20 protein-coding genes are annotated in these 26170 nt (G+C 71.7%); 8 read left to right on the plus strand and 12 right to left on the minus strand.

What is annotated here, in order from left to right; translation table 11 throughout:
• Nucleotides 1–91 precede the first annotated feature (91 nt).
• Complete coding sequence (locus KME80_RS35590; RefSeq protein WP_308126060.1) at nucleotides 92–2929, minus strand: AAA family ATPase; 2838 nt, start codon at nucleotides 2927–2929, stop codon at nucleotides 92–94.
• Between the two features lie 11 nt (nucleotides 2930–2940).
• Nucleotides 2941–3618 (minus strand): hypothetical protein, encoded by a 678-nt coding sequence (locus KME80_RS35595; RefSeq protein WP_219511342.1) that lies wholly within the window; start codon nucleotides 3616–3618, stop codon nucleotides 2941–2943.
• A gap of 231 nt (nucleotides 3619–3849) precedes the next feature.
• Between KME80_RS35595 and KME80_RS35600 the strand changes: the two genes are divergently transcribed.
• The gene (locus tag KME80_RS35600) at nucleotides 3850–4176 is read left to right on the plus strand and encodes a carboxymuconolactone decarboxylase family protein (RefSeq protein ID WP_219511344.1); all 327 of its coding nucleotides are present in this window, start codon (nucleotides 3850–3852) and stop codon (nucleotides 4174–4176) included.
• On the opposite strand, the gene KME80_RS35605 is transcribed toward KME80_RS35600, so the two are convergent.
• Entirely contained in the window at nucleotides 4136–5218 is a 1083-nt protein-coding gene (locus KME80_RS35605) for a PQQ-dependent sugar dehydrogenase (protein ID WP_308126061.1), read from the minus strand. The two genes, KME80_RS35600 and KME80_RS35605, sit on opposite strands and share 41 nt — an antisense overlap.
• Before the next feature lie 329 nt (nucleotides 5219–5547).
• Between KME80_RS35605 and KME80_RS35610 the strand changes: the two genes are divergently transcribed.
• Nucleotides 5548–6297 carry an SDR family NAD(P)-dependent oxidoreductase gene (locus KME80_RS35610; protein WP_219511348.1) on the plus strand — a complete coding sequence of 250 codons (750 nt, stop codon included), beginning with the start codon at nucleotides 5548–5550 and terminating at the stop codon, nucleotides 6295–6297.
• A gap of 159 nt (nucleotides 6298–6456) precedes the next feature.
• Here the strand turns inward: KME80_RS35610 and KME80_RS35615 are convergent, their stop codons facing one another.
• Nucleotides 6457–7674, minus strand: a complete 1218-nt coding sequence (locus tag KME80_RS35615; protein WP_219511350.1) for an ABC transporter ATP-binding protein — start codon at nucleotides 7672–7674, stop codon at nucleotides 6457–6459.
• A 177-nt stretch (nucleotides 7675–7851) separates the two neighbouring features.
• Here KME80_RS35615 and KME80_RS35620 point away from each other — a divergent pair, with 177 nt between their 5' ends.
• On the plus strand, nucleotides 7852–8916 hold the full coding sequence (locus tag KME80_RS35620; RefSeq protein ID WP_219511352.1) for a LacI family DNA-binding transcriptional regulator: 1065 nt from the start codon (nucleotides 7852–7854) through the stop codon (nucleotides 8914–8916).
• An 18-nt stretch (nucleotides 8917–8934) separates the two neighbouring features.
• On the opposite strand, the gene KME80_RS35625 is transcribed toward KME80_RS35620, so the two are convergent.
• Nucleotides 8935–9420, minus strand: a complete 486-nt coding sequence (locus KME80_RS35625; protein ID WP_219511354.1) for a glutathione peroxidase — start codon at nucleotides 9418–9420, stop codon at nucleotides 8935–8937.
• A 377-nt stretch (nucleotides 9421–9797) separates the two neighbouring features.
• Here KME80_RS35625 and KME80_RS52965 point away from each other — a divergent pair, with 377 nt between their 5' ends.
• Nucleotides 9798–10265, plus strand: coding sequence for an aggregation-promoting factor C-terminal-like domain-containing protein (locus KME80_RS52965; RefSeq protein ID WP_219511356.1), 468 nt, complete (start codon nucleotides 9798–9800; stop codon nucleotides 10263–10265).
• A 2-nt stretch (nucleotides 10266–10267) separates the two neighbouring features.
• On the opposite strand, the gene KME80_RS35635 is transcribed toward KME80_RS52965, so the two are convergent.
• Nucleotides 10268–10954, minus strand: coding sequence for a TetR/AcrR family transcriptional regulator (locus KME80_RS35635; RefSeq protein ID WP_219511359.1), 687 nt, complete (start codon nucleotides 10952–10954; stop codon nucleotides 10268–10270).
• 83 nt (nucleotides 10955–11037) lie between these two features.
• Between KME80_RS35635 and KME80_RS35640 the strand changes: the two genes are divergently transcribed.
• Nucleotides 11038–12153, plus strand: a complete 1116-nt coding sequence (locus tag KME80_RS35640) for a ferritin-like domain-containing protein (protein ID WP_219511361.1) — start codon at nucleotides 11038–11040, stop codon at nucleotides 12151–12153.
• A 33-nt stretch (nucleotides 12154–12186) separates the two neighbouring features.
• On the opposite strand, the gene KME80_RS35645 is transcribed toward KME80_RS35640, so the two are convergent.
• Together KME80_RS35645 and KME80_RS35650 are read right to left on the minus strand one after the other, a co-directional pair.
• Complete coding sequence (locus KME80_RS35645) at nucleotides 12187–13437, minus strand: MFS transporter (RefSeq protein ID WP_219511364.1); 1251 nt, start codon at nucleotides 13435–13437, stop codon at nucleotides 12187–12189.
• Nucleotides 13438–13945: 508 nt separating this feature from the next.
• Nucleotides 13946–14098 carry an FxSxx-COOH-like cyclophane-containing RiPP peptide gene (locus KME80_RS35650; protein WP_219511366.1) on the minus strand — a complete coding sequence of 51 codons (153 nt, stop codon included), beginning with the start codon at nucleotides 14096–14098 and terminating at the stop codon, nucleotides 13946–13948.
• 192 nt (nucleotides 14099–14290) lie between these two features.
• On the opposite strand from KME80_RS35650, the gene fxsT reads away from it, so the two are divergent.
• Nucleotides 14291–16789, plus strand: coding sequence for an FxSxx-COOH system tetratricopeptide repeat protein (fxsT, locus tag KME80_RS35655; RefSeq protein ID WP_219511368.1), 2499 nt, complete (start codon nucleotides 14291–14293; stop codon nucleotides 16787–16789).
• Here the strand turns inward: fxsT and KME80_RS35660 are convergent.
• The 4 genes from KME80_RS35660 to KME80_RS35675 form a co-directional block, all read right to left on the minus strand.
• Nucleotides 16779–18083, minus strand: coding sequence for an HEXXH motif domain-containing protein (locus KME80_RS35660; protein WP_219511370.1), 1305 nt, complete (start codon nucleotides 18081–18083; stop codon nucleotides 16779–16781). The genes fxsT and KME80_RS35660 overlap by 11 nt on opposite strands.
• A gap of 10 nt (nucleotides 18084–18093) precedes the next feature.
• Complete coding sequence (locus KME80_RS35665; RefSeq protein WP_219511371.1) at nucleotides 18094–19248, minus strand: FxsB family cyclophane-forming radical SAM/SPASM peptide maturase; 1155 nt, start codon at nucleotides 19246–19248, stop codon at nucleotides 18094–18096.
• Between the two features lie 163 nt (nucleotides 19249–19411).
• Complete coding sequence (locus KME80_RS35670) at nucleotides 19412–21706, minus strand: tetratricopeptide repeat protein (protein ID WP_219511373.1); 2295 nt, start codon at nucleotides 21704–21706, stop codon at nucleotides 19412–19414.
• A 175-nt stretch (nucleotides 21707–21881) separates the two neighbouring features.
• Entirely contained in the window at nucleotides 21882–22361 is a 480-nt protein-coding gene (locus KME80_RS35675) for a nucleoside deaminase (protein WP_219511375.1), read from the minus strand.
• Nucleotides 22362–22511: 150 nt separating this feature from the next.
• Between KME80_RS35675 and KME80_RS35680 the strand changes: the two genes are divergently transcribed.
• Both KME80_RS35680 and KME80_RS35685 read left to right on the plus strand, forming a co-directional pair.
• Nucleotides 22512–24233: an ABC transporter ATP-binding protein gene (locus KME80_RS35680; RefSeq protein WP_219511378.1), complete on the plus strand. Its 1722-nt coding sequence runs from the start codon at nucleotides 22512–22514 to the stop codon at nucleotides 24231–24233.
• The gene (locus tag KME80_RS35685) at nucleotides 24230–26050 is read left to right on the plus strand and encodes an ABC transporter ATP-binding protein (protein ID WP_219511381.1); all 1821 of its coding nucleotides are present in this window, start codon (nucleotides 24230–24232) and stop codon (nucleotides 26048–26050) included. The genes KME80_RS35680 and KME80_RS35685 overlap by 4 nt, the downstream gene beginning before the upstream one ends.
• Nucleotides 26051–26170: the final 120 nt, after the last annotated feature.

Here is a 26170-nt window from a genome sequence, read left to right on the forward strand (position 1 = left end):
TTCACGGTTTCTCTCAGCCACGCCGAGTCTTAAGGACAGCCGTTTCCACGTTTTTGCCCGAATGTGAACGGCGTGTTAAGCCGGTGCCGGATCAGGCGCCCTCCCGCCTGGCCTGTCCGTCGTAGCCGAGCAGGCGCATGGCGGTGTCCGGGTCGAGCGCCGCGGCCAGGAGCTGGGCGCGGGCATGCGCCTGGTCGCGTTCGCGTTCGGCCTTGGCCTGGGCGGCGCGCAGGCCCCTGACCGCGACGGCGGCCAGCCCGGCGCCCACGACGGCGGCGACCACGACGAGGAACAACACCGCCAGCAGGCCCGGCGAGACGATCCCGCCGCCGGGCTCCGCCCCGGCCGAGCCGGCGAGCGCGCCGCTCACGGCCAGCCCGCAGACGACGGCCACCGTCACCAGCGCGAGCAGGCTCCCCCCGGCCAGCCACCAGCGCCGCCCCACACCAGACGCGGGGACGGGAGCGGAGAAGGGCGCGGCGCCACGCGCGGGGACCGGCTCGTACGCCGGCGCCGGCTCGGCGGCCCACGGCACGAACTCCGGCCGGGACCCCTGCGCCCCGGCCACGGCCACCACCCCGGGCCCGTCGTCCGGCGGGACCGCCGCCGCCGGTGGGACGATCGTGCGGGGCTCGATCACCTCCTCGGGAGGGGCGCTCGCGCCGGGCAGGTCGCGCCCGATGCGGCCGTGCTCGCGGTGGGCGCGGACCGCCTCCCGGTGGTAGTCCTCCAGCTCCCGGTAGAAGTCGTCCGAGGCGTACACGGCGCCGTCGACCAGCGGCCCCGCGGCCCGTTCGATGACCGCGACCACGTCGTCCCCGTTGAGCGTGCGGTGCGCCTCCAGGGCGTGCGCCAGCGACAGCACGTCCCTGCGGCGCTCCTCCAGCAGCCGCTCGGTCTTCTCCAGCAGCCGCACGAGGTGGTCCTCGATCCGCTCCCCCAGCACGTCCGGCGCCGGTCCGGGCCGCGCCCGGGCGGAGCGGCGCGACCCGCGGCGGTGCGCCTTGCCGCCCGTGATCTCCAGCTCCCGCAGCGCGGGCAGCGAGGTGACGCCGGAGCCCATCCCCCAGTGCGACTCCATGAGCGCCGCCAGGAAGGTCGCCGCGTGCAGGTCGCCGGCGACGCCGGAAGAGCTGTCCTCGCCGAAGAACATCCGCTCCCCGGCCAGCGAGGCGAGCGCGACCATGATGTCCGCCTCGTACTCCGACTTCCACCGGGTGAACTGGTCGCCCGGCTCGATGGAGGCCACCAGCCCGAGGTGGTCGGCCCCCTTCTCGATGGTGGCGACGTCGATCTCCAGGTGGAAGCGGGCCACGTACGCGACGACCGCGTGGCAGGCCTCGTGCACGGCCACGGCGTGCCGCTCCCGGCCGGCGTACTCGGCGCCGCCGGGCGGGCCGAGCTGCTTGAGCCGCTTGGCGTGCAGCACGTCCGCCCAGGTGATGACGTCGCGCCCGGCTCGGACGGCGGCGATGAGCGACTCGTTGACCAGGTCCTTGATGGTGGCGCCGGTCGCGTACGGGGTGAGGGTGGCGAGCCTGTCGATCTGCTCAGCGGTGAGCCGGTGCGCGACCTTGCCGAAGTAGCCCTGGTAGGTGGCCACCCGTCCGGCCCTGGTCGGGTGGCCGACCTTGTAGACGCGGTCGATGCGGCCGGGCCGCAGCAGCGCCTCGTCGACGGCGTCGGGGCGGCTGGTGGCCATCATGACGAGGACGCGGTAGCCGGGCGGCGGTTTGGGCCGCATGCCGAGCGCCCGCCGGACCAGCCGGTTGAACAGGCCGCGCGGCTTCTTCAGCCCGGACAGCTCGGCGAGCAGGGCCTGGAGGGTGCCAGGTTCGCCGTGGGCCGCGCGGCCCGTGGCGAGCAGCCCGTTGCCGGGGTCGCGGAAGGCCAGGGCCATCCGGCTCTCCTCGGACAGGTACGTCATGCCGTGGCAGGGGGCCGGGCCGCCCGCGCCCTGGTGGGCGGGCCTGCCGCGCCTGCCGAGCGCGTCGGCCTCGTCGAAGTGGACGACCACCCCGCCGTGGCGGAGCGCGAGCCTGCGCAGCCTCCGGAAGAGCGCCTTCATCTTGAGGACGCCGACGCCCGGGAGCAGGTTCGCGAACGCGCCCGGCTCGACGAGCACGTACGGCTTGCCGGTCTCCCCCGCGACGGCCTCGGCCAGCAGCGTCTTGCCGGTGCCCGGCGGCCCCCACAGCAGCAGGCCGCCGGGCACGTAGCCGCCGCGCTCCTCGATCTCGCCGGGCCGCTCCAGGAAGACGACGGCCTCGCGGACCCGCTCGACGACGTGGTCCTGCCCCCACACGTCGGCCAGGCGCGTCTCGACGTCGCCCGGGAAGTACGTCTCCACGCCGCCCCTGGACAGCAGCCAGAGCGCCCCCGCGACCGGCACGACGACCGCGCAGGCCACCAGCACGGCCCGCAGCACCGACGGCAGCGCCGCGAGGACCAGCGCCGCCGCCTGGAACACCGCCAGGAACGGGCTGGTGCCGAGCACCGCGCCCAGCACCAGCGCCGCCAGCGCGACCCAGAACGCCGCCATCAGCAGCCGGGCGAACCGGAACCGGGCCCAGTCGTCGAAGCGCCGGTGCGACCACCGCTCGACCCCGCCGGACACCCGCCCGGCCCAGAACCGGTGATAGCCCGGCGACACCTCGCTGACCAGGAAGTGCGCCTGCCGGACCGCCTCAGCGCCGAGCAGCCAGAAGATCCACTGATGCTGCCGCGCGATCACCAGCATGGCCTCGCCGTACGGGACGATGCCGGGGAAGTCGGCCATCACCTTCCATGTCAGGACGGCGTACGCGACCGCGAGGCCGAGCAGGAGCCTGCTGCGGTCCCACAGGCGCATCCTCGGCCGCGTGGCGGTGGCGGGCACGGCGGGCCCGCTGCCGGGCGCGCGCAGCCCTGCCTGGCGTGTGCTCTTCACAGGGTGCTCCCTCATCCGGGCAGCCGCAGCAGCTTGAACGAACGCGCGATCTCGTCGAACTCCGCCCGGCGGGCCACGTGGCAGTCCGGCCGGCAGGCGATGAGCATGACCGAGACGGTGGAGCCGGAGCCGTCGAGGATGGCGGTCTGGTCGAAGGTCTGGTGTCCGGCGCCGATCCGGTAGCTGTAGCGGACCCGTACGCCCCGGGCGCCGTCGTCCAGCCGGACGGGCTCGTCGCTAAGGCGCTCGAACCCGCTGAACAGCGGCGGCCGCCCCGACTCCAGCACCCGGCCCAGGTAGGCGGTGCGCGACTCCTCGGTCACCGGCAGGACGAAGTCGCGCAGCCGGTCGAGCGACACCACGTCGCGCTGCGGCCCGGTCAGCCGGTGCACGGCCGCGTACACGAACGGCTCCCGCGAGCCGAACAGGTGGTCCACGTCCGGCTCCCGCGCCTGGTCGAAGGCCGCCGACCAGACCCGCCGCCTGCGCTCCAGCGCCGCCTGCGAGCCCGGCCTGTCGCCGCTGAACACGAGCTCCAGCGGGTAGGCGTCGATCCTGGCGAACGAGGCGGGCACCTTGAAGTAGGTGGTGCCGTCCCTGTCGCGCACGTAGGTGAACTCCGGCTGCCCGCACGCAACCGGCAACAGGATCGCGGCCGTCAGCGCGACCCACGCCCGTGTCTTCCTCACCGGATCTTCACTGGGGTCCTACCTCCAATGACGAGGCACCGACGTTGTTGTGCCCGTTTTCGGATCCGGTGAGCCCGATGCACGATGAGAAATCTTGACCAAATCTTGGCCGTACACCGGCCTTACTTGTTACAGATCAACAGGAAACCGCGGCTTTGGCGCGCCTGCATTGGTGCGCGGCGAGAAGTAGCCGAAGATGGAGGTTCCCCTCACGCACGACCGGAGCCAGCCATGACAGAACCGGCCGTCGACTCCTACGGCATGGCCGCCGAGCGCGCCTTCGCCGAGGTGTGGTCGCGCGACGCGCTCTCCGACCGGGAGCGCCGCCTCGTCCTGCTCGGGCTCCTCGTCGGGCAGGGCCTCGACGACCAGGTGGCCGAACAGCTCGACGCCGCCCTGCGCACCGGCGACCTGAACGAGAGCGAACTGCGCGAGGTCGTCGTCCTGCTCACCCACTACGCCGGCTGGTCACGCGGCGCCCGGCTCAACGGCCAGGTCGAGGACCTGATCGACCGGGTCAGGCGGGATCGATCCGATAGACCGGGCCCTGGAGGCTGAGCGCGTACAGCTCGCCGTCGTGGCCCTGGCCGAACGACGACAGCTGATCCACCCGCCCGATCTCCTCACCCTCGCCCGGCCTGTCCGCCGGGGTCGCCCTGATCCAGCCCGCGCAGAAGTCGCCGTACAGGAACCGGCCGCGCAACCAGTCGATCTTCGAGCCGCGGTAGACGAAGCCGGCGATGACCGAACAGGCGCCGCCCTCGCCCAGCGGGTAGACGATCACCGGGTCGACCAGGTCCTTCGCCTGCCCGCCCGCGCCGAACCCGGCCTTGCCCTCGCGCAGGTTCCAGCCGTAGTTCTCGCCGCCGCCCGAGCCGGCCGGCTGGCGGTCGACCTCCTCCCAGGCGTTCTGGCCCACGTCGCCGATCCACAGATCGCCGCTCTCCCGGTCGAACCCGAACCGCCACGGATTACGCAGCCCGTACGCCCAGATCTCCGGCCGCGCCCCCTCCCGGTCCGCGAACGGGTTGCCTTCGGGGATCTTGTACGGGTTGCCGCGCGGGTCGATGCGCAGGATCTTGCCGAGCAGGGTGCCGAGATCCTGGCCGTTGCCCTCCGGGTCGCCGCCGCTGCCGCCGTCGCCCAGCGCGACGTAGAGGTGGCCGTCGGGGCCGAAGGCGAGCTGGCCGCCATTGTGATTGGCGTACGGCTGCTTCTGCGTCAGCACGTCGCGCCGGGCCGTGGCCTTGGTGCCGTCGTAGGCCCACTCGGTCACGTGCGTGGTGCCGTCGGCGTCGGTCCAGTCGAGGTAGAGCCAGCGGCCCGACGGATGGAACGCCACGCCCAGCAGGCCCTGCTCGTTGCCGTCGCTCACCTCGCCCGACAGGTCCACGACCGTCGCGCCGTCGGTGGTGCGCAGCTTCCCGCCCTGCTCGGCCACGTACAGCCGGTCGTCCCCTTCGCGCACGGCGAAGGCCACGGGCCGCTCCAGCTCGGCGACCCGCGTCAGCCGCACCTTCCCCGCCGCCGCCTCACCGCCGGTGCCGGACGGCCCGGCCTCCGCCGTCGTCACGGCCTTCTCGGGCGTACGCTCCGGCACACCCGCCGAACAAGCGACCAGAACGACGCCCAGTAAGGCGACCGGCACAGCCCGCACAAGACCCACCCCGCCATCCTGCCACGCCCACCCCCACCCCGCCCCACCCCCAGGGAGCAGGCGGCCCCCTTTTCGGAACGAACCCCCGCACACGGGTGCGAGGGCGAGGGCTGGGGCGGACACGCACACCGCACCCGTTCCCTCCGGAGAGCACCGCACCACGCGGGCGGCGGCCCCCTCCCGAAGCGGGCGCCCGCCCCGGCACGCGGCGGGCCTTTCCGGTGGGGCCGGGGGTTCGCGGAGGGGTGGGGTGGGGGCGTTAGGGTTCTGGCATGCCTACCGCACTGATCACGGGCGCCACCGCCGGCATCGGCGCCGCTTTCGCACGGCGGCTGGCCGCCGACGGTTTCTCGCTGGTCCTGGTGGCGCGCGACGAGGGCCGCCTGGCCGAGGAGGCGGGGCGGCTGCGCCTGCGCTATGGCGTCCCGGTGGAGGTGCTGTCCGCCGACCTGGCGACCGAGGAGGGCCTGGCGCGTGCCGAGGCCCGCTGCCGGGAGGGCATCGACCTGCTGGTGAACAACGCCGGGTTCGGCCACAAGGGCGCTTTCCTGCAGACGCCGGTGGAGGACGAGCTGGTGATGCTCAAGGTCCACTGTGAGGCGGTGCTGCGGCTGACGCTGGCGGCGCTGCCGGGGATGCGGGAGCGCGACCGGGGCGGCGTGATCAACGTGGCGTCGGTGGCGGCGTTCTTCACCCGGGGCACCTACAGCGCGAGCAAGGCGTGGGTGGTCAACTTCAGTGAGTCGGTGGCGGCCGAGGCGGGCAGCGCGCGGGTCCGGGTGATGGCGTTGTGCCCGGGGTTCGTGCGGACGGAGTTCCACCAGCGGGCCTCGATGGACATGTCGGGAATGCCCGACATCCTGTGGCTGAAGGCCGACGACGTGGCCCGTACGGCGATGCGCGACCTGGCGCTGGGCAAGCGGGTCTCGGTGCCGTCGCTGCGCTACAAGGTCATCCTCAACGCCGGCCGGCTCGTCCCCCACGGCATCGCGGCCCGGATCTCCGCCCGCATCGGCCGCTGACGGCGCGGCACGACACCGCACGACGCTCCAGGCACGGCACACCGCGACGCGGCAGCCCGTACCCCGGAAAAGAGGTGGGCCCTCGCCGCGGGAGGGGGTCGCGGTGAGGGCCCGGGACGGCCGCGAGCGGGCTCGCGGCCGGGAATCGGCGGTCGGTGACTAGCGGCCGACGTTGGCCGGGTGCCCGATCGCCAGGCCGGAGTTGGTGTCGAAGAAGTGCAGGTTGTGCGTGTCGAGGACCAGGTCGATGTTCTGGCCGGGGCGCGCGTGGCTGCGGGCGTTGACGCGGGCGGTCCACAGCGACTTGTCGCCGGCCAGCGGCAGCGTGGCCTCTTCCTCGTCGCCCTTGTCGGCGGCGGCGACGGTGTCCTTGTGCTCGACGGGCGGGGCGTCGATGAGGAACAGGACGTTGATCTCGGAGCCGAGCTCCTCGGTGACCTCCGCCTTGACGGGCAGCGTGGCCCAGCCGTTGGCGTGGTTGCCGGCGGAGGCGGCGTCCTCGAAGTCCGACGGGCGGATGCCGAGGATGATCTTCTTGCCGATGTACTGGTCGAGGCCCGGCTTCTCGGTGAAGGTGGAGTCGGGGATCGGCAGCTTGATGCCGGCGAAGGTGACGGCGGCGCCGCCGTCACGGACCAGCTCGGCGGTGACGAAGTTCATCGACGGCGAGCCCATGAACCCGGCGACGAACAGGTTGACCGGCTTGTCGAACAGGTTCTGCGGCGTGTCGACCTGCTGGAGAAGGCCGTCGCGGAGCACGCAGACGCGGTCGCCGAGGGTCATGGCCTCGACCTGGTCGTGCGTGACGTAGACGGTGGTGACGCCGAGGCGCTCGTGCATCTGGTTGAGCGAGGCGCGCATGGAGACGCGGAGCTTGGCGTCCAGGTTGGACAGCGGCTCGTCCATGAGGAAGGCCTGCGGCTCGCGGACGATGGCGCGGCCCATGGCGACACGCTGGCGCTGACCACCGGACAGGGCGGCCGGCTTGCGCTTGAGGTAGGTCTCCAGGCCCAGCATCTTGGCGGCGTCGTTGACGCGCTGCTGGATCTCGGCCTTGGGCATCTTGCGGAGCTTGAGGCCGAAGGCGAGGTTCTCCTCGACCGTCATGTGGGGGTAGAGCGCGTAGTTCTGGAACACCATCGCGATGTCGCGGTCCTTCGGCGGCAGGTGGTTGACCACCTTGTCGCCGATGGCGATCTCGCCGCCGCTGATGTCCTCGAGGCCGGCGATCATCCGGAGCGCGGTCGACTTGCCGCAACCGGAGGGGCCGACCAGCACCATGAACTCGCCATCCTTGATCTCAAGGTTGAGCCCGTTCACGGCCTTCACGCCACCGGCGTAGATCTTGTCGACGTTGGTCAGAACGATGGATGCCATGACTGTCCTTCGCGCTCCAGGGCTTGACCCCGATGTTGTGCGGAGTTTCCACTTTCGTGGATACGTTTTCAAGCATCTCACCCGAAACGGACATCGGTGTCAAGGGTTTGGGCGTGACCAGCCCTGCTGTTCCTGGGGGACTTCCCGGATTCCGGAAAGCATGATGGAATCGTTTCCATGGAAAAGCGGGCGACCATCAAGGACGTGGCCGAGGCGGCCGGCGTGGGCGTGGCCACCGTGTCGAGGGTGCTGTCCGGCGGCTCGGCCAGCCCGCGCACCCGTGAGCGGGTGCTCGCCGTCGCCGCCCAGCTCGACTACCGGCCCAGCGCGCTGGGCCGCAACCTGCGCCAGCGCCGCACCGGCGGCATGGGGCTGCTCGTGCCCGACCTCACCGACCCGTTCTTCGGCCGGCTGGCCGAGGGCGTGCTCGCCTGCGGCCGCTCGGCGGGCGAACCGGTCGTGCTCGCCTCCACCGCCGACGACCCCGAGCAGGAGGCCGAGATGATCGGCATGCTGCTGGAGCAGGGCGTCGACCGGGTGATCGCGGTGCCGTCGGGCGGCGCCGACACCTGGCGGCCGGCGATCCGCGCGGGCATGGCGGTCGTGTTCGCCGACCGGCTGCCGGCCGACGCCGCCGAGCAGGCCGGCTCCTCCGCCGTCAGCGACCTCATGCTCCTGGACGGCGTGCCCGCCCCGGCCGCGCCGCCCGCCCGCCCCGTCGACGTGCCCGCCGTCCTGGCCGACGACCGGTCCGGCATCCGTACGGCGGTCCGCTACCTGCGCGGGCTGGGCCACCGGCGCATCGCCTTCCTCGGCGGCCCGGGGCACGACCGGCGGGTGGCCGCCTTCCGCGAGGCGGTCGGCGACCCGGTGGACGAGGAGCTGGTCGTCTTCGCCACGGGCAGCCGCGACGCCGCCTACGCCGCCGCCTCCGGGCTGTTCCAGAGTCGCCCGGACCTGTCGGCGGTGGTCGCGGCGGGCAACGTGCTGGGCGAGGCGGCCGTGCTGGCCGCCCGCGAGCTCGACCTGCGGGTGCCCCGCGACGTGTCGCTGGTCATGTACGACGACGTGCCGTGGGCCGAGCTGTGCGCGCCGCCGCTGACCGTGATCGCCCAGCCCGGCCGCGACATCGGCTATCGCGCGGCCGAGCTGGTCCTGCGCACCGGCGCCGCCCGGCGCCCGCGCACGGTCGTGCTGCCGACCGAGCTCATCGTCCGGGGCAGCTGCGGTCCGCACCGCTGAGGCCGGCTTCCCGCGGCCCTACAGCACCTTCTCGATGGCCGCGGCGATCGCCGGGTCGTCCGGCGCGGTGCCGGGACGGAAACGCGCCGCCACCGTGCCGTCGCGGGCCACGAGGAACTTCTCGAAGTTCCACTGCACGTCGCCGGCCTCGCCGTCGGCGTCCGGGACGCCCGTCAGGCTCTCGTACAGCGGGTGCCTGCCGGGGCCGTTGACCTCGGCCTTCTCCAGCAGCGGGAAGTCGACGCCGTAGGTGGCCGAGCAGAACTCCTGGATCTCCTCGGCGCTGCCCGGCTCCTGCCCCATGAACTGGTTGCACGGCACGCCGACCACGCTGAACCCGCGCGGCCCGTACTGCTTGTGCAGCTCGACGAGGCCGGCGTACTGCGGGGTCAGCCCGCAGCGGGAGGCCACGTTCACGATGAGGAGGGCGGCGTCGCCCGCCAGGTCCGCAAGGGTGGTGGGCACGTCCGCCAGGGTGCGGACCGGGATCTCTCGAACACTCATGCGCCCGACCCTACTCGCCATCCCACCTTCGAGAGCGGTTCAAACCCCAGGTGCGCGCCCGTTTCGCGGCAAGGGCGGGCCATCCGCGCCCCGGGCCGCGCCAACCCGGCCCAACGGGAGCGCCGATTGTCGGCCACCGTCCGGCAAACACCTGTCCGGGGCGTGTCCCAGGTCCCGGAGCCCGGTCGGGCCGCGTACTACAACCGGCTAAGAGGACATGTCGTGGCGCCCTCCGGGCCGTCCAGCGTGATCGGACGGAACCAAGGATCCCGGAGGGCCGCGCGGACCCTCCGCGTGCGAGCCACGGACGCGGACCTGCAGGGGCGCCGGGGAAGCGAGAGCGCCCGTCCGCACGCGACCCGACCGCGAGGACTGAATTGGACAGCAAGCGCACGCTACAGATCACTCTCGCCGCCGTCGCCGGCCTCACCGCGTTCAGCGGTACGCCGACGGTCGCCTGGGCCGAGACCGGGGACGCCCCGGTCGTCAGGACCGGGGTCTGGCGGACCTCCGCCGAGCCGAAGGTCGTCGCCGGGAACGCGAAGAGCAGGAGCAAGGGTTTCGCCCTGAACCAGGTGGTGCAGCGGTCGTGGCCGCTGCGCGAGTTCCACTGCCTGGACAACCTGTGGACCAGGGAGAGCAACTGGAACCACCGCGCATACAACAGATCGTCAGGCGCCTACGGCATCCCGCAGGCGCTCCCCGGAGGAAAGATGCGGGGAGCGGGCAGGGACTGGCGTCACAATCCGGAGACGCAGATCCGGTGGGGCCTGGCCTACATCAAGGGGAGGTACGGCAAGCCGTGCGGCGCCTGGGGGCACTTCCGGTCGCACAACTGGTATTGACGTCAGGTGTCGACGTCGGCTTTCCCGAGGGCATCCGCGGCTGTGCGGGTGCCCTCCCGCCGTGCCGGGTGCACGGCGATCGCCCGGATCATCAGCTCGACGCCGAACTCGAAGTCGCCCTCGTGGTCGCAGCCGTCCAGCAGCGCCGACAGCGCGTGCACCTCGGGGAACAGCGCCGGGTCGACCACGCCGGGATCGGCCGCGTCCTCACGCGGCGGCGCGAACGCGGGCGTCACCCCGACCTCCCGCAGCAGCGACCCGACGACGAACGCGATGAACACCCGCAGCACCCGCACCGCGTCGGCCCCGTCGAACCCCGCGCTGCGCAGCGTCGCCAGCGCCCGCTCCACCGGCAGCATCCCGGCCGGCGAGTGGACCTGCCGGCTGACGACGAGCATCGTGCAGCGGGGATAGTGGTGGGCGATCTGCCGGAAGGCGCGGGCCTGCACGCGCACCCGGTCGGTCCAGTCGGCGCCCGGGTCGTCGGTGAACTCGATCTCGCTCAGCACGGCCTCGGCCACGCCGCTGAGCAGCGCGTCCTTGTTGGGCACGTGGTTGTAGAGGGACATCACGCCGACGCCCAGCTCGGCCGCGATGCGCCGCATGGAGACCGCGTCGGCGCCCTCCCGCTCGATCAGCTCGATGGCCGCGGCCACGATGCGCGCCCTCGACAGGGGCTCGGTGCTCATAGCTCATTCTATTGACGTACGTACACCGTACGTGCAAGCTCCGATTACGGACGTACGGTGTACGTGGCCCCCCGGAGGTCCCCATGTCGACCCACGATCTCTACACCATCCCCGCCGGGCTCTCCACGTGGAACGTGGACATGGCCGGAACCAGCAAGTTCACCTGGGAGTACGACGACGGCCGGGACAGGATGCTGGCCCTCTACCAGAAGGGCAAGGACAAGCAGTGGGACTCCGTCAAGCGCATCGACTGGGGCCTGGAAGTGGACCCGTACGACGTGCTCGGCATCCCCGACCACACCATCGCCATCCACGGCACCCCGCTGTGGGACCGGATGGACGAACGCCAGCGGCAGGAGGTCAGGCTGCACGGCGCCGCCTGGCAGTTCTCCCAGTTCCTGCACGGTGAGCAGGGCGCGATGATCTGCTCGGCGCGGATCGTCGAATCGGTGCCCGACCTCGACTCCAAGTTCTACGCCGCCACCCAGACGATGGACGAGGCCCGCCACGCCGAGACCTACGCCCGCTTCCTCCAGGAGAAGGTCGGCCTCGCCTACCCGATCAACGAACACCTCAAGGAGCTGCTCGACAGCACGCTGACCGACTCCCGCTGGGACATGCCGTACCTGGGCATGCAGGTGCTCATCGAGGGCCTGGCGCTGGCGGCGTTCGGCGTCATGCGCGACATCACCACCAAGCCGCTGCCCAAGCAGATCCTCGCCTACGTCATGCAGGACGAGGCCCGGCACGTCGCCTTCGGCCGGATGGCGCTGCGCGACTACTACCGCCAGCTCTCGGAGCCGGAGCTGCGCGAGCGCGAGGACTTCGTCATCGAGGGCTGCTACCTCATGCGCGACCGGCTGCGCGGACGCGAGACGTGGGAGAACCTCGGCCTGACGAAGGCCGAGGTGGACGAGGCCATGCGGGCGGTCGACGAGTCGGAGTACCTGCGGCTGTTCCGCTCACTGCTGTTCAGCCGCATCGTGCCGTGCGTCAAGGACATCGGCCTGTGGAGCCCCCGGCTGCAGCAGGCGTACGCGGACATGGGCGTGCTGGAGATGGCCGGCCAGTCGCTGGAGGCGCTGATGCGGCAGGACGAGGAGATCGCCGAGAAGCTGGACGCGGCCCGCTTCGCCGAGGAGGAGGCCGAACGCCACGCCGAGGTCGCCGACACCATCACCCTCGGCTCTCACGACTGAGCGAAGGGATACGCCCGTGGGCCGGGGCGTCGTTCAGCGCCCGGCCTCCCGGGGGGAAAGGCTTCTCCTGAACGTGGGCACCACCGTGAACAGGCCGGCGAGGGTGAGCATGCCGCCGGCGAGGATCGCCAGGACGACGGCCGGCTCGACGTGCATGAGGAGAAGGCTGCCCAGGACCGGCCCGAGCACGACGGCGCCGTAGCTGCCCAGCCGGGAGGCGGCGGTCACGCGGGCGGGCTCCCGGCTGAGCGCGGTCCGCACGGTGACGTTGCTGAGCCCGCCCGCCAGTCCGACGACGACCAGCGCTCCGGCGAAGGAGAGGAAGCTCTGCCGGAACACGAGGGTGAGCAGGACCCCGGCCGCGCACGCCCAGACGAGCAGCAGCATCGTGGACCGGCCGTCCCCCAGCAGCCCGGCCCGGGCGAACAGCCGCGACATGCGGCCCTCGCCCGTCCACGCGCCGATGCACTGCGAGATGGCGTGCCGCCTCGGCGCCATGAACGCGCCGACGATGCCGCCGAGCCCCGGGCAGGCGAGGACCGCGCCGACGTACAGCGGAGGAAGGCGCTCTCTCGACGCGGTGATCAGGAGCACCACGATCAGGCACTGGACCATGAGGTTCGTGCAGGCGGTCACGAGGGTCGCCGACCTCAGGAACCGGTTCCGCCAGAGCTCGGCCAGCCCGGCGCCGAGCTGCGCCGGGGACTTCCGCGTGCGCTCATGGTGCCGGTCGGGCAGCCGATGGAGCATGATCGCGGCCACGGCGAACATGGCGGCGTTCGCCAGGAAGGGCACCAGGACGCCGATGCCGTGCAGCAGTCCGCCGAGCGGCCGCCCCAGCAGAACGGTGGCATGCGTCATGGCCTCGTGCGTGGACAGCGCGGTGTCCACCCGGTCCAAGCTCACCGTGGTGGGGACCAGCGTCGTCTCGGCCACATTGGAGATGACGCACAGCACGCCTTCGACCAGGGCGACGACCACGAGATGCCACAGTCCGAGCACGCCGGAGGCCATGGCGACGCACAGGCAGCCGATGAGGATGGCGCGGGCCGTCTCACTCCACGCCAGCACCCTGCGGGCGCCCAGCCGGTCGACGAGCGCGCCCGCCGGGATGTAGCAGAGCAGCCCGGGCACCGTCGAGGCGAACATGACCCACCCGATCCACGCCGGGGAGTCGGTCAGCGCGACGGCCAGCAGCGGATAGGTGACGTTCAGCGTGCGCGTGCTGAGGAGAGAGCTGCCCGACGCCCATAAAACACCCTTAAATCCAGGCGAATCTGCCAAAAACGGCATGATGTGAACAAACTTAAGCACGCTTCCGCCCAGCTTCCTTGAATGGAAATGTCGCGATCGATGCCCGGCTCTCCACACTGAGGAGAACGACACGACGGGAGATTAGAGCATCTCTGAGGCGTATGACATCAGTCGCGACACATTCTCCGGAGATCAGCAAGACAACACGCCACACAGCGACAATGCGCTCATACTCGGTCAAATCACGTCAAACGAGAGACCTTTTCGGCAGGCAACAATGCCGCGCCTGTCGCATCATAGAGGGTATACGCCAGCCCACAGGATAGGACGGCAATTCACGCGACTCCGGATTTAATCCGATAAAGCCCGATTTCGAGCAAATGCGATGTCATCGCACATCCGTGCGCCCGGCATCGCCAGCTGGGCGGAACAGGCGCACGCCCACGTACGCTCACCGCGGAACGTACGTGGCCGTCATCTCGTCATGGTGCGCGGTCGCCGCGGGACCGTCTCACGCCACGCCGGTCGGTCCTGATGTTCACAGCGCCGACGAGAAGCCGGCCACCGTCCCGCCTTCCTGGCCCGCGCACCTGCGCCACGCCCGGTCCAGGGCGGGTATCGCCAAGCTCTTGAGATCTTCCAGGTCGATGTCGCTGACATCGATGAGCCCGGACCCGTTCGCATCCTCCATACGGCCCTCCCTGAGCCTGGTTACGGCCGCCCGCAAATGCGGTGAATTGCACCCTGAGCGCACCCCTGGTTTCCTCTATGTGATTCTGTGACCGCTTCTCGCCAGAATCAATCTCAGGAGCGAAAATAAGGGGAAGACGAGAGGGGCTGAGGCGCCGTGGACGAGCAGGTCAGCACGCCGGAACCGGCACGGATGCCCGCAATCTGGGGCAAGAAGATCCCGGGTCGCAACAAGAATTTCACCGGGCGCGAAAGCCTGCTCGCCCAGTTGCGGGAGAGCATCACCACCTCCACCAAGGCCGCCGTCGTCCCGCTCCCCCAGGCCCTGCAAGGGCTCGGCGGCGTGGGCAAGACCCAGCTCGCCATCGAGTACGCCTGGCGCTACCGCGGCCACTACGACCTCGTGTGGTGGGTGCCGGCCGACCAGCCGATGCTGGTCCCCAGCACGCTGGCGGCGCTCACCGACGATCTCAAGCTGCGCTCCCCCAGCAGCGTCGGCATCGACGAGGCCGCCGCGTCCGTGCGCGACGCCCTCCAGCGCGGCGACCCGGTCGACAAGTGGCTCCTGATCTTCGACAACGCCGACGACCCCGAGGGCATCAGGGACCTGATCCCCGAGGGCGGGCCCGGCCACGTGCTGATCACCTCGCGCAACAGCCGCTGGAGCGGGGTCGCCGAGACGGTGCCCGTCGACGTCTTCACCAAGGGCGAGAGCGTCGACTTCCTGCGCAAGCGCCTCCAGCGCGCCATCGAGCAGGACGAGGCCGAGCACCTGGCCACCGAGCTGGGCGACCTTCCGCTGGCGCTGGAGCAGGCGGCGGCCCTGCAGGTCATGACCGGCATGACCACCGACGAGTACATCGAGCAGCTCGCCCGCCAGACCCGGGCCGTGCTCGGGCTCGGCAAGTCCACCGAGTATCCGCTCTCCATGACCGCGGCCTGGCAGCTGTCGGTCCAGGAGATCGAGGCCCGGCTGCCCGAGGCGGCCGAGGTGCTGCGCTGCCTGGCCTTCTTCGGCCCCGATCCGATCCCGCGCGACATCTTCCGGCGGGCCAACAAGACCGGCACCCCGCGGATGGGCCCCATCCTGGCCAACCCGCTCATGCTCAGCCAAGCTCTGGCCGAGCTCAACCGCTTCGCCCTGGTGAAGATCGAGCAGGAGGCCGGCACCGTCCAGGTCCACCGGCTCGTCCAGGCGCTCCTGCGCGACTCGCTCGCCGAGGACGAGCGCGAGGCCATCCGGCACGAGGTGCACCAGCTGCTGGCCGGCGGGGCGCCGACGAACCCCGAGGACACCACGCAGTGGCCGGCCTTCTACGACCTGGTGCCGCACCTGAGGCCGGTCGGCATCGCCACGAGCACGCACGAGGCCGTGCAGGACTTCGCGATCAACATCGTCCGCTACCTCTACCGGGTGGCCAGCTACAACTCGGCGCAGGCGTTCGCCGAGGAGTTCCTCGAAAGCTGGTCGCGGCGGGGCGGCCCGCGAGACCACAACGTGCTGCGCATCCGCAGGCAGCTGGGCAACGTGCTGTGGCAGATCGGCCGCTACGACGAGTCCCGCAGACTGAACGAGGAGACGCTCGAGCTGATGCGGGAGGAGTTCGGCCCGGAGCATCCGGAGACGCTCGGCGTCGCCCTCACCTTCGGCGCCAACCTGCGCGCGCAGGGCAAGTTCCGTGAGGCGTTCCAGCAGGACACCGCCACGCTGGACGCCTACGAGAGGGTGTTCGGCGCCACCGATCCGGCCACCCTGCGCGTGATCAACAATCTCGCGCTCGACCACGCCCTGCTCAGCGAGTACGAGACCGCCCGCAGGCTCCAGCAGCTGGCCTTCCTGGAGCTGTCGAGCACGCGCGCGGACGTGAGCAAGTGGGACGTGCAGATGTACTGGAACGGCCTGGCCCGGGTGGTGCGGGCCTGCGGCGACCACGCGCAGGCGTGCGACTTCGGCGAGGAGGCCTACGCACACGGCTGCCGCGAGCTGCAGGTCGAGCACCAGCTCACGCTCATGACGGCCCGTGACCTGTCCATCGCCCGCCGGCGGATCGGCGACGTCGCCGGGGCGCTGGAGCTGATCGAGGAGACGCACGCGCGGCTGGTCAAGCTCTTCGGCTCCCAGCATCCCGAGACGATGGCCGCGATGGTCGCCCTGAGCAACACGCTGCGCCAGAGCGGGCGCGAGGAGGAGGCGATGGCGCTGGCCCGGACGGTGCTCCCCCGCTACCAGGAGGTCTTCGGCCCGCAGCACCCCTTCACCTACGGCTGCCAGATCAACCTGGCCCTGCTCTACCGTCTGCGCGGCGACGTCCGACGGGCCGGCGAGCTCGACCGCGAGGCGCGCGACGGGCTGCGGGAGGTGCTCGGCGAGCGCCACCGCTACACGTTCGCGGGCTCCGTCAACCTGGCCAGTGACCTGGCCGCCCTCGGCGACGTCGCCGGGGCGCGCGAGCTGGGCAGGCGGACCTACCAGCAGGTGCACGACTTCTTCGGCGACCGGCATCCGCTGACGCTCTCGGCGGCCGTCAACCTGGCCATGGACCTGCGCGCCTCGGGCAGCGTCGCCGAGGCCGAAGACCTGTACGAGACCACCCTGGCGCGCTACAGGGAGTTCCCGAAGGACCATCCCGAACGGCTCCACGCCACGACCGGTGAGCGCTTCAACTGGGACTTCGACCCGCTCACGCTGTGATGCGCCCGTTCCTGGCGATCCAGGCCTCGCGGTGCCCGCCGGCCTCCGCCCTGGCCGCGGCCAGGGCCTCGGCGGGCACCGGCTCGGTGAGCCAGGCCGACAGAGTGGTGCGCATGGCGGTGACGAACTGCTTGCCGGCCGCGTTGAGCCGTCCGCTGTCGAGCAGGGTCCCCGTCACCTCGTGCGCCGACTCGCGCCACCGGCCGAACTCGATGTGCGGGCGCAGGTCGGTCTCGTGTGCCCGCTGCCGCCGCCAGAACCCCGCCACGCCCAGATACGCGTACGCGCCCTGGATCAGGCCGGACAGCGGGCGCGGGTCGGGCCGCCAGGGGGCGTAGTAGCGGCGGCCGTCGTCCGGTTCCAGCAGGTCCATGACGTCCAGGACGGCGCCGAGCTTGGCATGCTGCACCTCGTGGGCGAAGGTGGAGGCCAGCCAGCGGCCGTCGGGCGGGGTGGACATCGCGATCGCGCCGAACCGGCCGGCCGCCGAGGCGCTGTTCATGCCCTGGGCCGGGGGCCGGATCGGGGTGAGCACGGTGATGATCGCGCCCAGCTCCTGGGCGATGGTCCAGTGGTGCCGCAGGAGCATCCGCCATGACGCGTCCAGGCACGCCTGCCAGGCACGGAGCTCGGCTGCGGGCAGGCGGCCGTCGACGACCGTCTCGCTGGTCCACCGGTGCGGGTCGAGGTCGTCGACGAGCAGGCTGAGTCCCTCGTCGCCGGTCCGGATCCGGGCCAGCGGCTCCCAGCCGGGCTGCTCCCGTTCTCCGGCCAGGACGCGCCTCCCGCCGGCCTCGACCACGCCGTCGGCGTGCACGCGCAGCTCGACCAGGTCGGCGGCGCCGGGGAGGACGAGCTGTCCGAGGGAGGGCAATGTGACCCGGCCCCGCGGCGCGGGCGCCTCCGTCCGGCACGCGACCCCGGCCCGCACGGCCGCCGCCGCGGCCACCGCTCCGAGCTGCGCGGCCCCGCCGTACGGGCCGGACGCGGGATCGTCCGGCGGTGCCCCGTCCCCACGGGTCAGGGCTTGTACGGTGTGCGCGGCCCAGCCGCCGACGGCGGGGTGGCCGAGCACGGCGTCGACCGCGTCCGGGCGCTTCTTCTCGATGCCCGCGAGCACGTCGTACGCGTGCTCCACCTCCTTCGCCCCGGCCAGCCGCGCGACGCCGAGCACCAGCAGGCGGTGCTTGCTGCGCTCGGCCGCGACGAGGTGGCGCATGGCCGCGGCCCCGCCCCCGCCGGCCGCCAGCCGGGACAGCACCTCGCCGGGCAAGCGGTGGGAGCGTGGTTCCATGGAGTTCCCTTCACGTGGAGGATCGCCGCAGGTCTCTGACGAGACGCGAGTGGATGTGCCCGATCAGCCGGTAGAGGTCGTAGCAGTAGACCGAGGGATTGCGGAACCCGGTGCCCGGCCGGTAGCGGTGCGGGTAGAGGCCGGCGCCGCACACCCTGCCGAACCGGCACGATTTGCAGGTGTCGCTCAGCGCCTCCCAGCCGAGTTGCCTGGCGACCATGCCGGGATGCTCCAGGGCCAGGTCGAAGGGATGGTCGACGATGTTGAGGCCGGTGGCGGGCGCGCCGTGCTGCACCACCTTGAGCGCGTCGGTCTGCTCGATCGTGCCGTCGGTCTCGATCACCACGAGGCTCGTCGGGGTCAGGCCCACCGATTCGCTGGCGGACTTGCCGCCCAGGAGCATGTGGATGATCTCCTCGAAGAGGCGGACGACGGTCTCGCCGCTGGAGCCGTACCAGCGGTCGAAGACGGCGACGAGCCAGTCACCGTAGGGCGTCTTCTTGGGGTCGGGAGAGCGGCCGGGCGGCGGTGACTCCCAGGTGCCGTGCGGCAGCAGGAAGTCGATCATCGGCGGCCTGAACTCCAGGAGCGCCTCGTAGGTCTCGACGGGGTGGTTGGCCAGGTCGACCGTGCACAGCAGGCCGCTGTAGAGGTGCTCGAAGGGCGGGCTCGTCAGCAGGCGGAGCGCCTTGGCGACCGGCTCGTAGCTGCCGCGGCCGTCGGAGAAGCGGCGGTTGCGGTCGTTGCCGCGCGGGCTGCCGTCGAGGCTCACGCCGACCTTGACGTCGAGGTCGGCGAAGCAGCGCAGCGCGTCGTCGTCGAGGAGGACGCCGTTGGTCTGCACCGCCGCGTCGACGCGCAGGCCAGGACCGGCGTGGGCTCTGATGGTCTCCACGGCGTCGCGCAGGTAGGCGTGGCCGACCAGGAGCGGCTCGCCGCCGTGCAGGATGAGCCGGACGGAGTCGACCTGGTGGCGTTCGGCGTGCTCGGTGATGCGGGCGGCGGCGGTGGTGATGAGCTCGGGCGCCATGATCTTGGGGCGTGATCGCCAGCTCTGGTCGGCCAGGGTGTAGACGTAGCAGTAGTCGCACGCCAGATTGCACCGGCTGTGCACTTTCAGGAGAAATTGCCGGAAGGGCCGGGGCTCCCAGCCGTCCTGCAGCATTTGGGGCACATCGAGGGTGGCGGGCCACTCTCGTGCTGGTTCTTGGAATGTCACCGCGCAACACCCCGTGCCTGCCCCGGGAACTTGTGTAATCCGCAATGCTAGCCGAGTCCCGGCCGATTGAGGAGACCAGCCTTAACGCCCATAAAAGCGCGGCCATTAATCACGGTGGATCGTCGCGGAATTCCATGAAATCGATGAGCACGAGGGCCAGGCCGTGCCGGGCGAGCGAGGTGTCGGGGTGGTCGGCGCCCAGCACCCGTTCCCGGTGGGCCAGCACCCGCTCGTACGCCTCCTTCGCGTCCTCGAACCGGCCCCTCTTGTGCAGGGTGGTGGCGAGGTCGTACAGGGTGAGCAGCGTGTCGGGGTGCTCCTCGCCGAGGACCCGCTTACGATCGGCCAGCACCTGCCGCAGGTCCGTCTCCGCCTCCTGGTACAGCTCCAGGTCGGCCAGGACGGTGGCCAGGTTGTGCCGCGTGTTCAGGGTCTGCGGGTGGTCCGGGCCGAGGACGCGCCGCTGGTTGTCCAGCGTGTCCCGATACGACTCCGCCGCCTTGCGGAACTCCTCGCGCGACTGCAGCGCCCGGCCGAGGTGGTGCCCGGTGAGCAGCGTGTCCGGATGGTCGGCGCCGAGGACGCGCCTGCGGTCGTCCAGGACCTCGCGGTAGTACTTCTCCGCCTCGCGGAGATTGCCCTGCCGGTGCAGGTTGGCGGCCAGGTTGTGCCGCGTGAGCAGCGTGTCGGGATGGTCGGGGCCGAGCACCCGCTCCCGGTCGGCCAGCACCTTGCGCAGCTCGTCCTCCGCCTGCCGGAAGCTGCCCCGTTTGTGCAGCAGGATGGCCAGGCTGTGCCGGAGCTGGAGCAGGGCCGGGTCACGGGCCGACAGCGTCCCGGTGACGCGGACGGCCTCGTCGGCGAGCTGCGAGGCGTCGGGATAGGAGCCGTACTCGCGCAGCACGTCGATGACGGTCGACGTGCTTGAGGCCAGCCCGCGCAGGAGGTCGCGCGGAGGGTTGCCGGGGCAGCGGCCGATGAGGGCGCGCAGATGGGCTTCCAGCAGGACCCCCATCGGCCAGTCGTACGGCTGCGCGGGGTCGAGCTCGCCCAGTTCGGCGTGCAGCAGGTGCAGGGCGATCGCCCAGGCCCGCTGCTGGACATCGCTGCGCTGGGGCGGGATGCGCAGCCGCGGCGGCCTGGCCACCCGCAGCGTCTCGGCCACCAGCGGGTGCAGCCGGAAGCCGGGGATGTCGCCGTCGGAGGTCGGGTCGGTGAGACCGACCCTGGCCAGGGCCTCGATCGCGACGGCGACCTGGTTGGAGGTGGCTCCGATGAGCGCGCCGAGCCGGCCCGGGTGCAGCAGGCCGGAGGGGATGGTGTGCGCGTCGGCGAGCTGGGCCATCACCAGGGCGATGGTGGAGGCCTCCTTCACCTGCTGGTCCCGGAGCGTGCGCAACGACAGCTGCCAGGTCCTGGCCACCACCTGCCGGTCCGGCGGCGGCTGGGAGGTGTCGGGGCGCAGGTCCAGGATGCCCACCATGTCCCCTTCGAGAGCCTGCTGGTAGGCGGCGAAGGTGCGGAAGGCGCTGTGCGGCCACGCGATGAGGGTTCCGGCCAGGTGCAGCGCCAGGGGCAGGCACTGCAGCCTGCGGGCGAGCTCGGCGGCGCGGTCCGTGTCGGGCGCTTCGGGGGCCAGGTCGCGCAGCATCTGCGCCGCGGCCCCCTCGTCGATCGGCTCGATCGCGTGCACCTCGCACAGCGGCCCCCACGTCCGGGGGTCACGGTCGCGGGAGGTCACCACGGTCACGCACATCCGGCTGGTGCGGATCCACCCGTTGCCCTCGCCGGCGGCGCCTCCGGGCGGGGCCAGCACGGCGTGCGGGTCGTCGGCGTTGTCGAGGATCAGCGCGAACCCGCCGACCTTGCCGGTGCGCCGGACCGCGCCCCAGAAGACGTCGGCGGCGTTGCGCCGGCCGGCCAGCGCGTCCTGGACGTTCTCCGGCGGGACCCCGAGGTCGTCCTGCGCCACCTGCAGGAGCAGCGTCTCCACCTGGCCGCGGCTGGTGGCCTCGACCCACCAGACCACCCGCTGCTGCTGGCGGAACTCCTCGGCGAGCTTGAGCGCGATCGTCGTCTTGCCCAGGCCGCCCATGCCGCCGAGGACCTGCACCGGCGCGCCCGGCGCCGCGGCCGCCTGCCGTAGCCGCCGCATCAGGTCCTCGCGGCCGCGGACGGAGCCCGGCAGGCGGCCGATGGGCGCCTCGACCGAGCCGATCACGCCCGGGACGTCGGGGGCGTCGGCCCGCACGGTGGGGCGGTGACCGGAAACTCCCCTGGCCAGGGTGGCGCGCCTGCGGCGCCGGTCCCGCCACAGGCCCGCCATCGGCGGCACCGCGATCAGCGCCGCGGGCACCGCGAGCAGAGCAGCGATCACACCGGCGATCGTCGCCACCAACTCCATGTCTCTACGCTATGAGGACATTAACCATAAAGAGGAAATTCACCGAGGATGGCAGGCGCGTAACCGTATCCTCACCGCGCGGATATCATCCGGCGCGCTCGCGGATAATTGACACTCCCCCATTCCCCGTCCGGACATTTCGAACTTCCCGCTCCGATTACTGCAAACTGTCCGGTCAAGTCAGGCCGTGGAAGCGGCGGTGGAGGGTGCGGATCTGGGCGGCCAGGTCCGGGGCCGGGCCGTCCACCACCGCGTCCGGGACGACCTCCCGGATGCCGAGCGGCCGGACCGGCGGCCCGGCGACGCCCATCTCGGCGAGCCACTGCCCGAGCTGCTCCGACGAGGACGCGTACACGATCCGGCCCAGGCCCACCCAGCCGTGCGCGGCCGCGCACATCGGGCAGTGCTCGCCGGAGGTGTAGACGGTGGCGGCGGCGCGTTCGGCGGGGGTGAGGTGGGCGGCCGCCCAGCGGGCGATCTCGAACTCGGGGTGGCGGGTGTGGTCGCCGGTGGCCACCACGTGGTTGTGGTCCTCCAGCAGGACGACGCCGTCGGCCGAGACGAGCAGGGAGCCGAACGGCTCGTCGCCGGCGGCCAGCGCCTCGGCGGCGAGCTCGGCGCATCGGCGCAGGTGACGAAGGTCTGTCTCGTTCATGGAACCACCCTGCCACGCCACCCTGCCATGCCCGCCACGACCTCCTCACCGCCCGAAAATGGGTTGATCGGCCGTACTAGCCTTGGAGGAATGCCTCCAGATACGAGCTCCCCTGGCCGTCCCCTGCTCGAATCCATCTCCCTCTGGCGGATGAGGCACTATCTCCGCCCCTACGTCGGCAAGCTGATCTTCATCTGGCTGACCGCGATCGCCGGCATCGGCGTCAGCATCACGCTCCCCCTCGTCGGCGAGCGGGTCGTCGACGGACCCGTGCGCACCGGTGACTCCGGCGCGCTGCTCACGCTCGGGCTGATCGCGCTCGGGCTCGGCGTCGTCGAAGCGCTTCTCACGTTCCTGCGCCGGTGGACGCAGACCGGGCCGGTGCTCGGCCTGGAGACGAGCATCCGCGACGACGTGTACGCGCACCTGCAGCGGCTGCCGATGAGCTTCCACGGCGAGTGGCAGTCGGGTCAGCTGCTGTCACGGGTGACCACGGACCTGTCGACGATCCGCCGCTTCCTCGGCTTCGGCATGCTGTTCCTGGTCATGAACATCCTGCAGCTCGTGACCGTGACCGTGCTGCTGCTCAACCTCTACTGGCCGCTGGGGCTGCTCGTGGCCGGCTCGGCGGTGCCGATCGTGCTGCTGTCGCTGCGGTTCGAGAAGCGCTACATCAAGATCTCCCGGCAGGTGCAGGACGAGCAGGGCGATCTGGCCACGTTCGTCGAGGAGGCGGCGATCGGCGTCCGGACGATCAAGGCGTTCGGCCGCCGCCACCACGTGTACGAGACGTTCGACGAGTCCGCGCGCAAGCTGCACGCCACCTCGATGGGCAAGGTGCGGCTGTCGGCGCGGTTCTTCACGTTCCTGGAGATGATCCCGAACTTCACGCTGGCGCTGGTCCTGCTGCTGGGCGCGCTGGCGGTCGGCCAGGGCGCGCTGACGCTGGGCGCGCTGCTCGCGTTCACCACGCTGGTGCTGCAGCTCGTGTGGCCGATCGCGAGCCTCGGCTTCATCCTGGCGATGGCGCAGGAGTCGATGACCGCCGCCGACCGCGTGCTGGAGGTCATGGACACCGTCCCGGACATCGTGGGCGGGCAGGCGGCGATCGAACGGCCGCGCGGCCACCTGCGGCTGGAGGGCGTGGAGTTCCGCTTCCCCGGCGCGGACCGGCCGGTGCTGCGGGACGTCTGGCTGGACGTGCGGCCCGGCGAGACCGTCGCGATCGTGGGCGCGACCGGGTCGGGCAAGACGACGCTGACGGCGCTCGTGCCGCGGCTGCTCGACGTCACGGCCGGGCGGGTCACCATCGACGGCCGCGACGTGCGCGAGCTGGCGCTGCCCGAGCTGCGCTCGATCGTCGCCACGGCGTTCGAGGAGCCGACGCTGTTCTCGATGAGCGTGCGCGAGAACCTGACGCTCGGCCGCCACGACGCCACCGAGGAGGAGCTCGCCGCCGCGATCCGCACCGCGCAGGCGATGTTCGTGTACGACCTGCCGTGGGGCCTCGACACGCGGATCGGCGAGCAGGGCCTGTCGCTGTCCGGCGGGCAGCGGCAGCGGCTGGCCCTGGCGCGGGCCGTGCTGAGCAGGCCGCGCATCCTGGTGCTGGACGACACGCTGTCCGCGCTCGACGTGGAGACCGAGGCGCTGGTGGAGGAGGCGCTGCGGGAGGTGCTGCGCGAGGCGACCGGCATCGTGGTCGCGCACCGGGCCTCCACGGTGCTGCTGGCCGACAAGGTCGCGCTGCTGTCCGGCGGCACGATCACGCACGTGGGCCGTCACCAGGACCTGCTCAACGAGGTCCCGGCCTACCGCGAGCTGCTGGCCCAGGACGCCGACCTCGACCCGTCCGAAGGAGCGCTGCGATGACCGCGACGACGACCTGGCGCGGGGTCGCCTCGGAGGACCAGGACGAGCTGACGGACAAGGTCAGCGGGCTGCTGCGGGCACGCTCCCGCAAGCTCCTCGGTGACCTGCTGAAACCCCACCACAAGGCGATCGCGCTGCTCACCGCGGTGATCGTCGTCTCGAACGCGGCGGGGCTGGCGATCCCGTACCTGGTGAAGGTCGGCATCGACGCTGGCATCCCGCCGATGCTGCGCGGCACCGGGCCGGGCACGCTGCTGACCGTCGTCGGCGTGATCCTGGCGGCGGCGGCCACGCAGGCGGTGACCCGGCAGTGGTTCCTCAAGCTGTCGGGCCGCATCGGCCAGGACATCCTGCTGGAGCTGCGCCGCCGGGTGTTCGACCACTTCCAGCGGCTGTCGCTGAGCTTCCACGAGAAGTACACCTCGGGGCGGGTCATCTCCCGGCTCACCTCCGACATCGAGGCCATCGCCGAGCTGCTGCAGTCGGGCTTCGACGGGCTGGTGACGGCGGTGCTGACGATGTTCGGCACGGCGGCGCTGCTGCTGGTCCTGGACGTGCACCTCGGGCTGGTGGCGCTGGTGCCGCTGCCGCTGCTGCTGCTGTTCACGCGCTGGTTCCGGCGGCAGTCGGCGCTCGTCTACCGGCGCACCCGCGAGACGGTAGCGCTGGTCATCGTGCACTTCGTGGAGTCGATGACCGGCATCCGCGCCGTGCAGGCGTTCCGCCGCGAGCCGCGCAACCAGGAGATCTTCCAGCAGCTCAACGACGACTACCGGCAGGCCAACGTCCGGGCCATGAAGCTCATCGCGATCTTCATGCCGGGGATCAAGCTGATCGGCAACGTGACCGTGGCGGTGGTGCTGTTCTACGGCGGCTACCTGGCCTTCCACGGCGAGGTGACGGTCGGCGTGCTCACCGCGTTCCTGCTCTACCTGCGCGGCTTCTACGAGCCGATGCAGGAGATCAGCCAGTTCTACAACACGCTGCAGTCGGCCAGCGCGGCGCTGGAGAAGCTGTCCGGCGTGCTGGAGGAGGAGCCCGCGGTGCCCGAGCCGCGCGAGCCGCACGCGCTGGCCGAGGCGCGGGGCGCGGTGCGGTTCGAGGGGGTCCGGTTCGCGTACGTGGAGGAGATGCCGATCCTGCCGGGGCTCGACCTGACGATCCCCGCCGGGCAGAGCGTGGCGCTGGTCGGCTCGACCGGGGCCGGCAAGACCACGCTGGCCAAGCTGATCTCCCGCTTCTACGACCCGACGGCCGGGCGGGTGCTGCTCGACGGCGTCGACCTGCGCACGCTGGACGAGGCCACGCTGCGCAGGGCCGTGGTCATGGTGACGCAGGAGAACTTTCTGTTCAGCGGCACGGTGATGGAGAACATCAGGTTCGGCAGGCCGGACGCGTCCGACCGCGAGGCGCGCGAGGCCGCCATGGCGATCGGGGCGCACGAGTTCATCTCGGCGCTGCCCGACGGGTACGAGACCGAGGTCGGCAAGCGCGGCGGGCGCATGTCGGCCGGGCAGCGGCAGCTCGTCGCGTTCGCGCGGGCGTTCCTGGCCGATCCGGCCGTGCTGATCCTGGACGAGGCGACGTCCAGCCTGGACGTGCCGAGCGAGCGGCTCGTCCAGCGGGCGCTGCGCACGATCCTGGCCGACCGCACGGCGCTGATCATCGCGCACCGGCTGTCGACGGTGGAGATCGCCGACCGGGTCCTGGTCATGGAGCGGGGCGAGATCGTCGAGGACGGCGCGCCCGGCCAGCTCGTGGCCGCCTCCGGCCGGTTCGCGAGCCTGCACCGCGCCTGGCTCGACAGCCTCAGCTGAGCATCGCGCGGCCTCTCCGTTCCGCCGGGCCGCCTCTTCGTTCCGCCGGGCCGCCTCTCCGTTGAGGCGGCCCGCCCCTCCCGGCAGGCGTACGCCGGCCGGCCGCGCACCGGCCGGCCG

This window comes from Nonomuraea ceibae (assembly GCF_019396325.1).
GTDB lineage: Bacteria > Actinomycetota > Actinomycetes > Streptosporangiales > Streptosporangiaceae > Nonomuraea > Nonomuraea ceibae.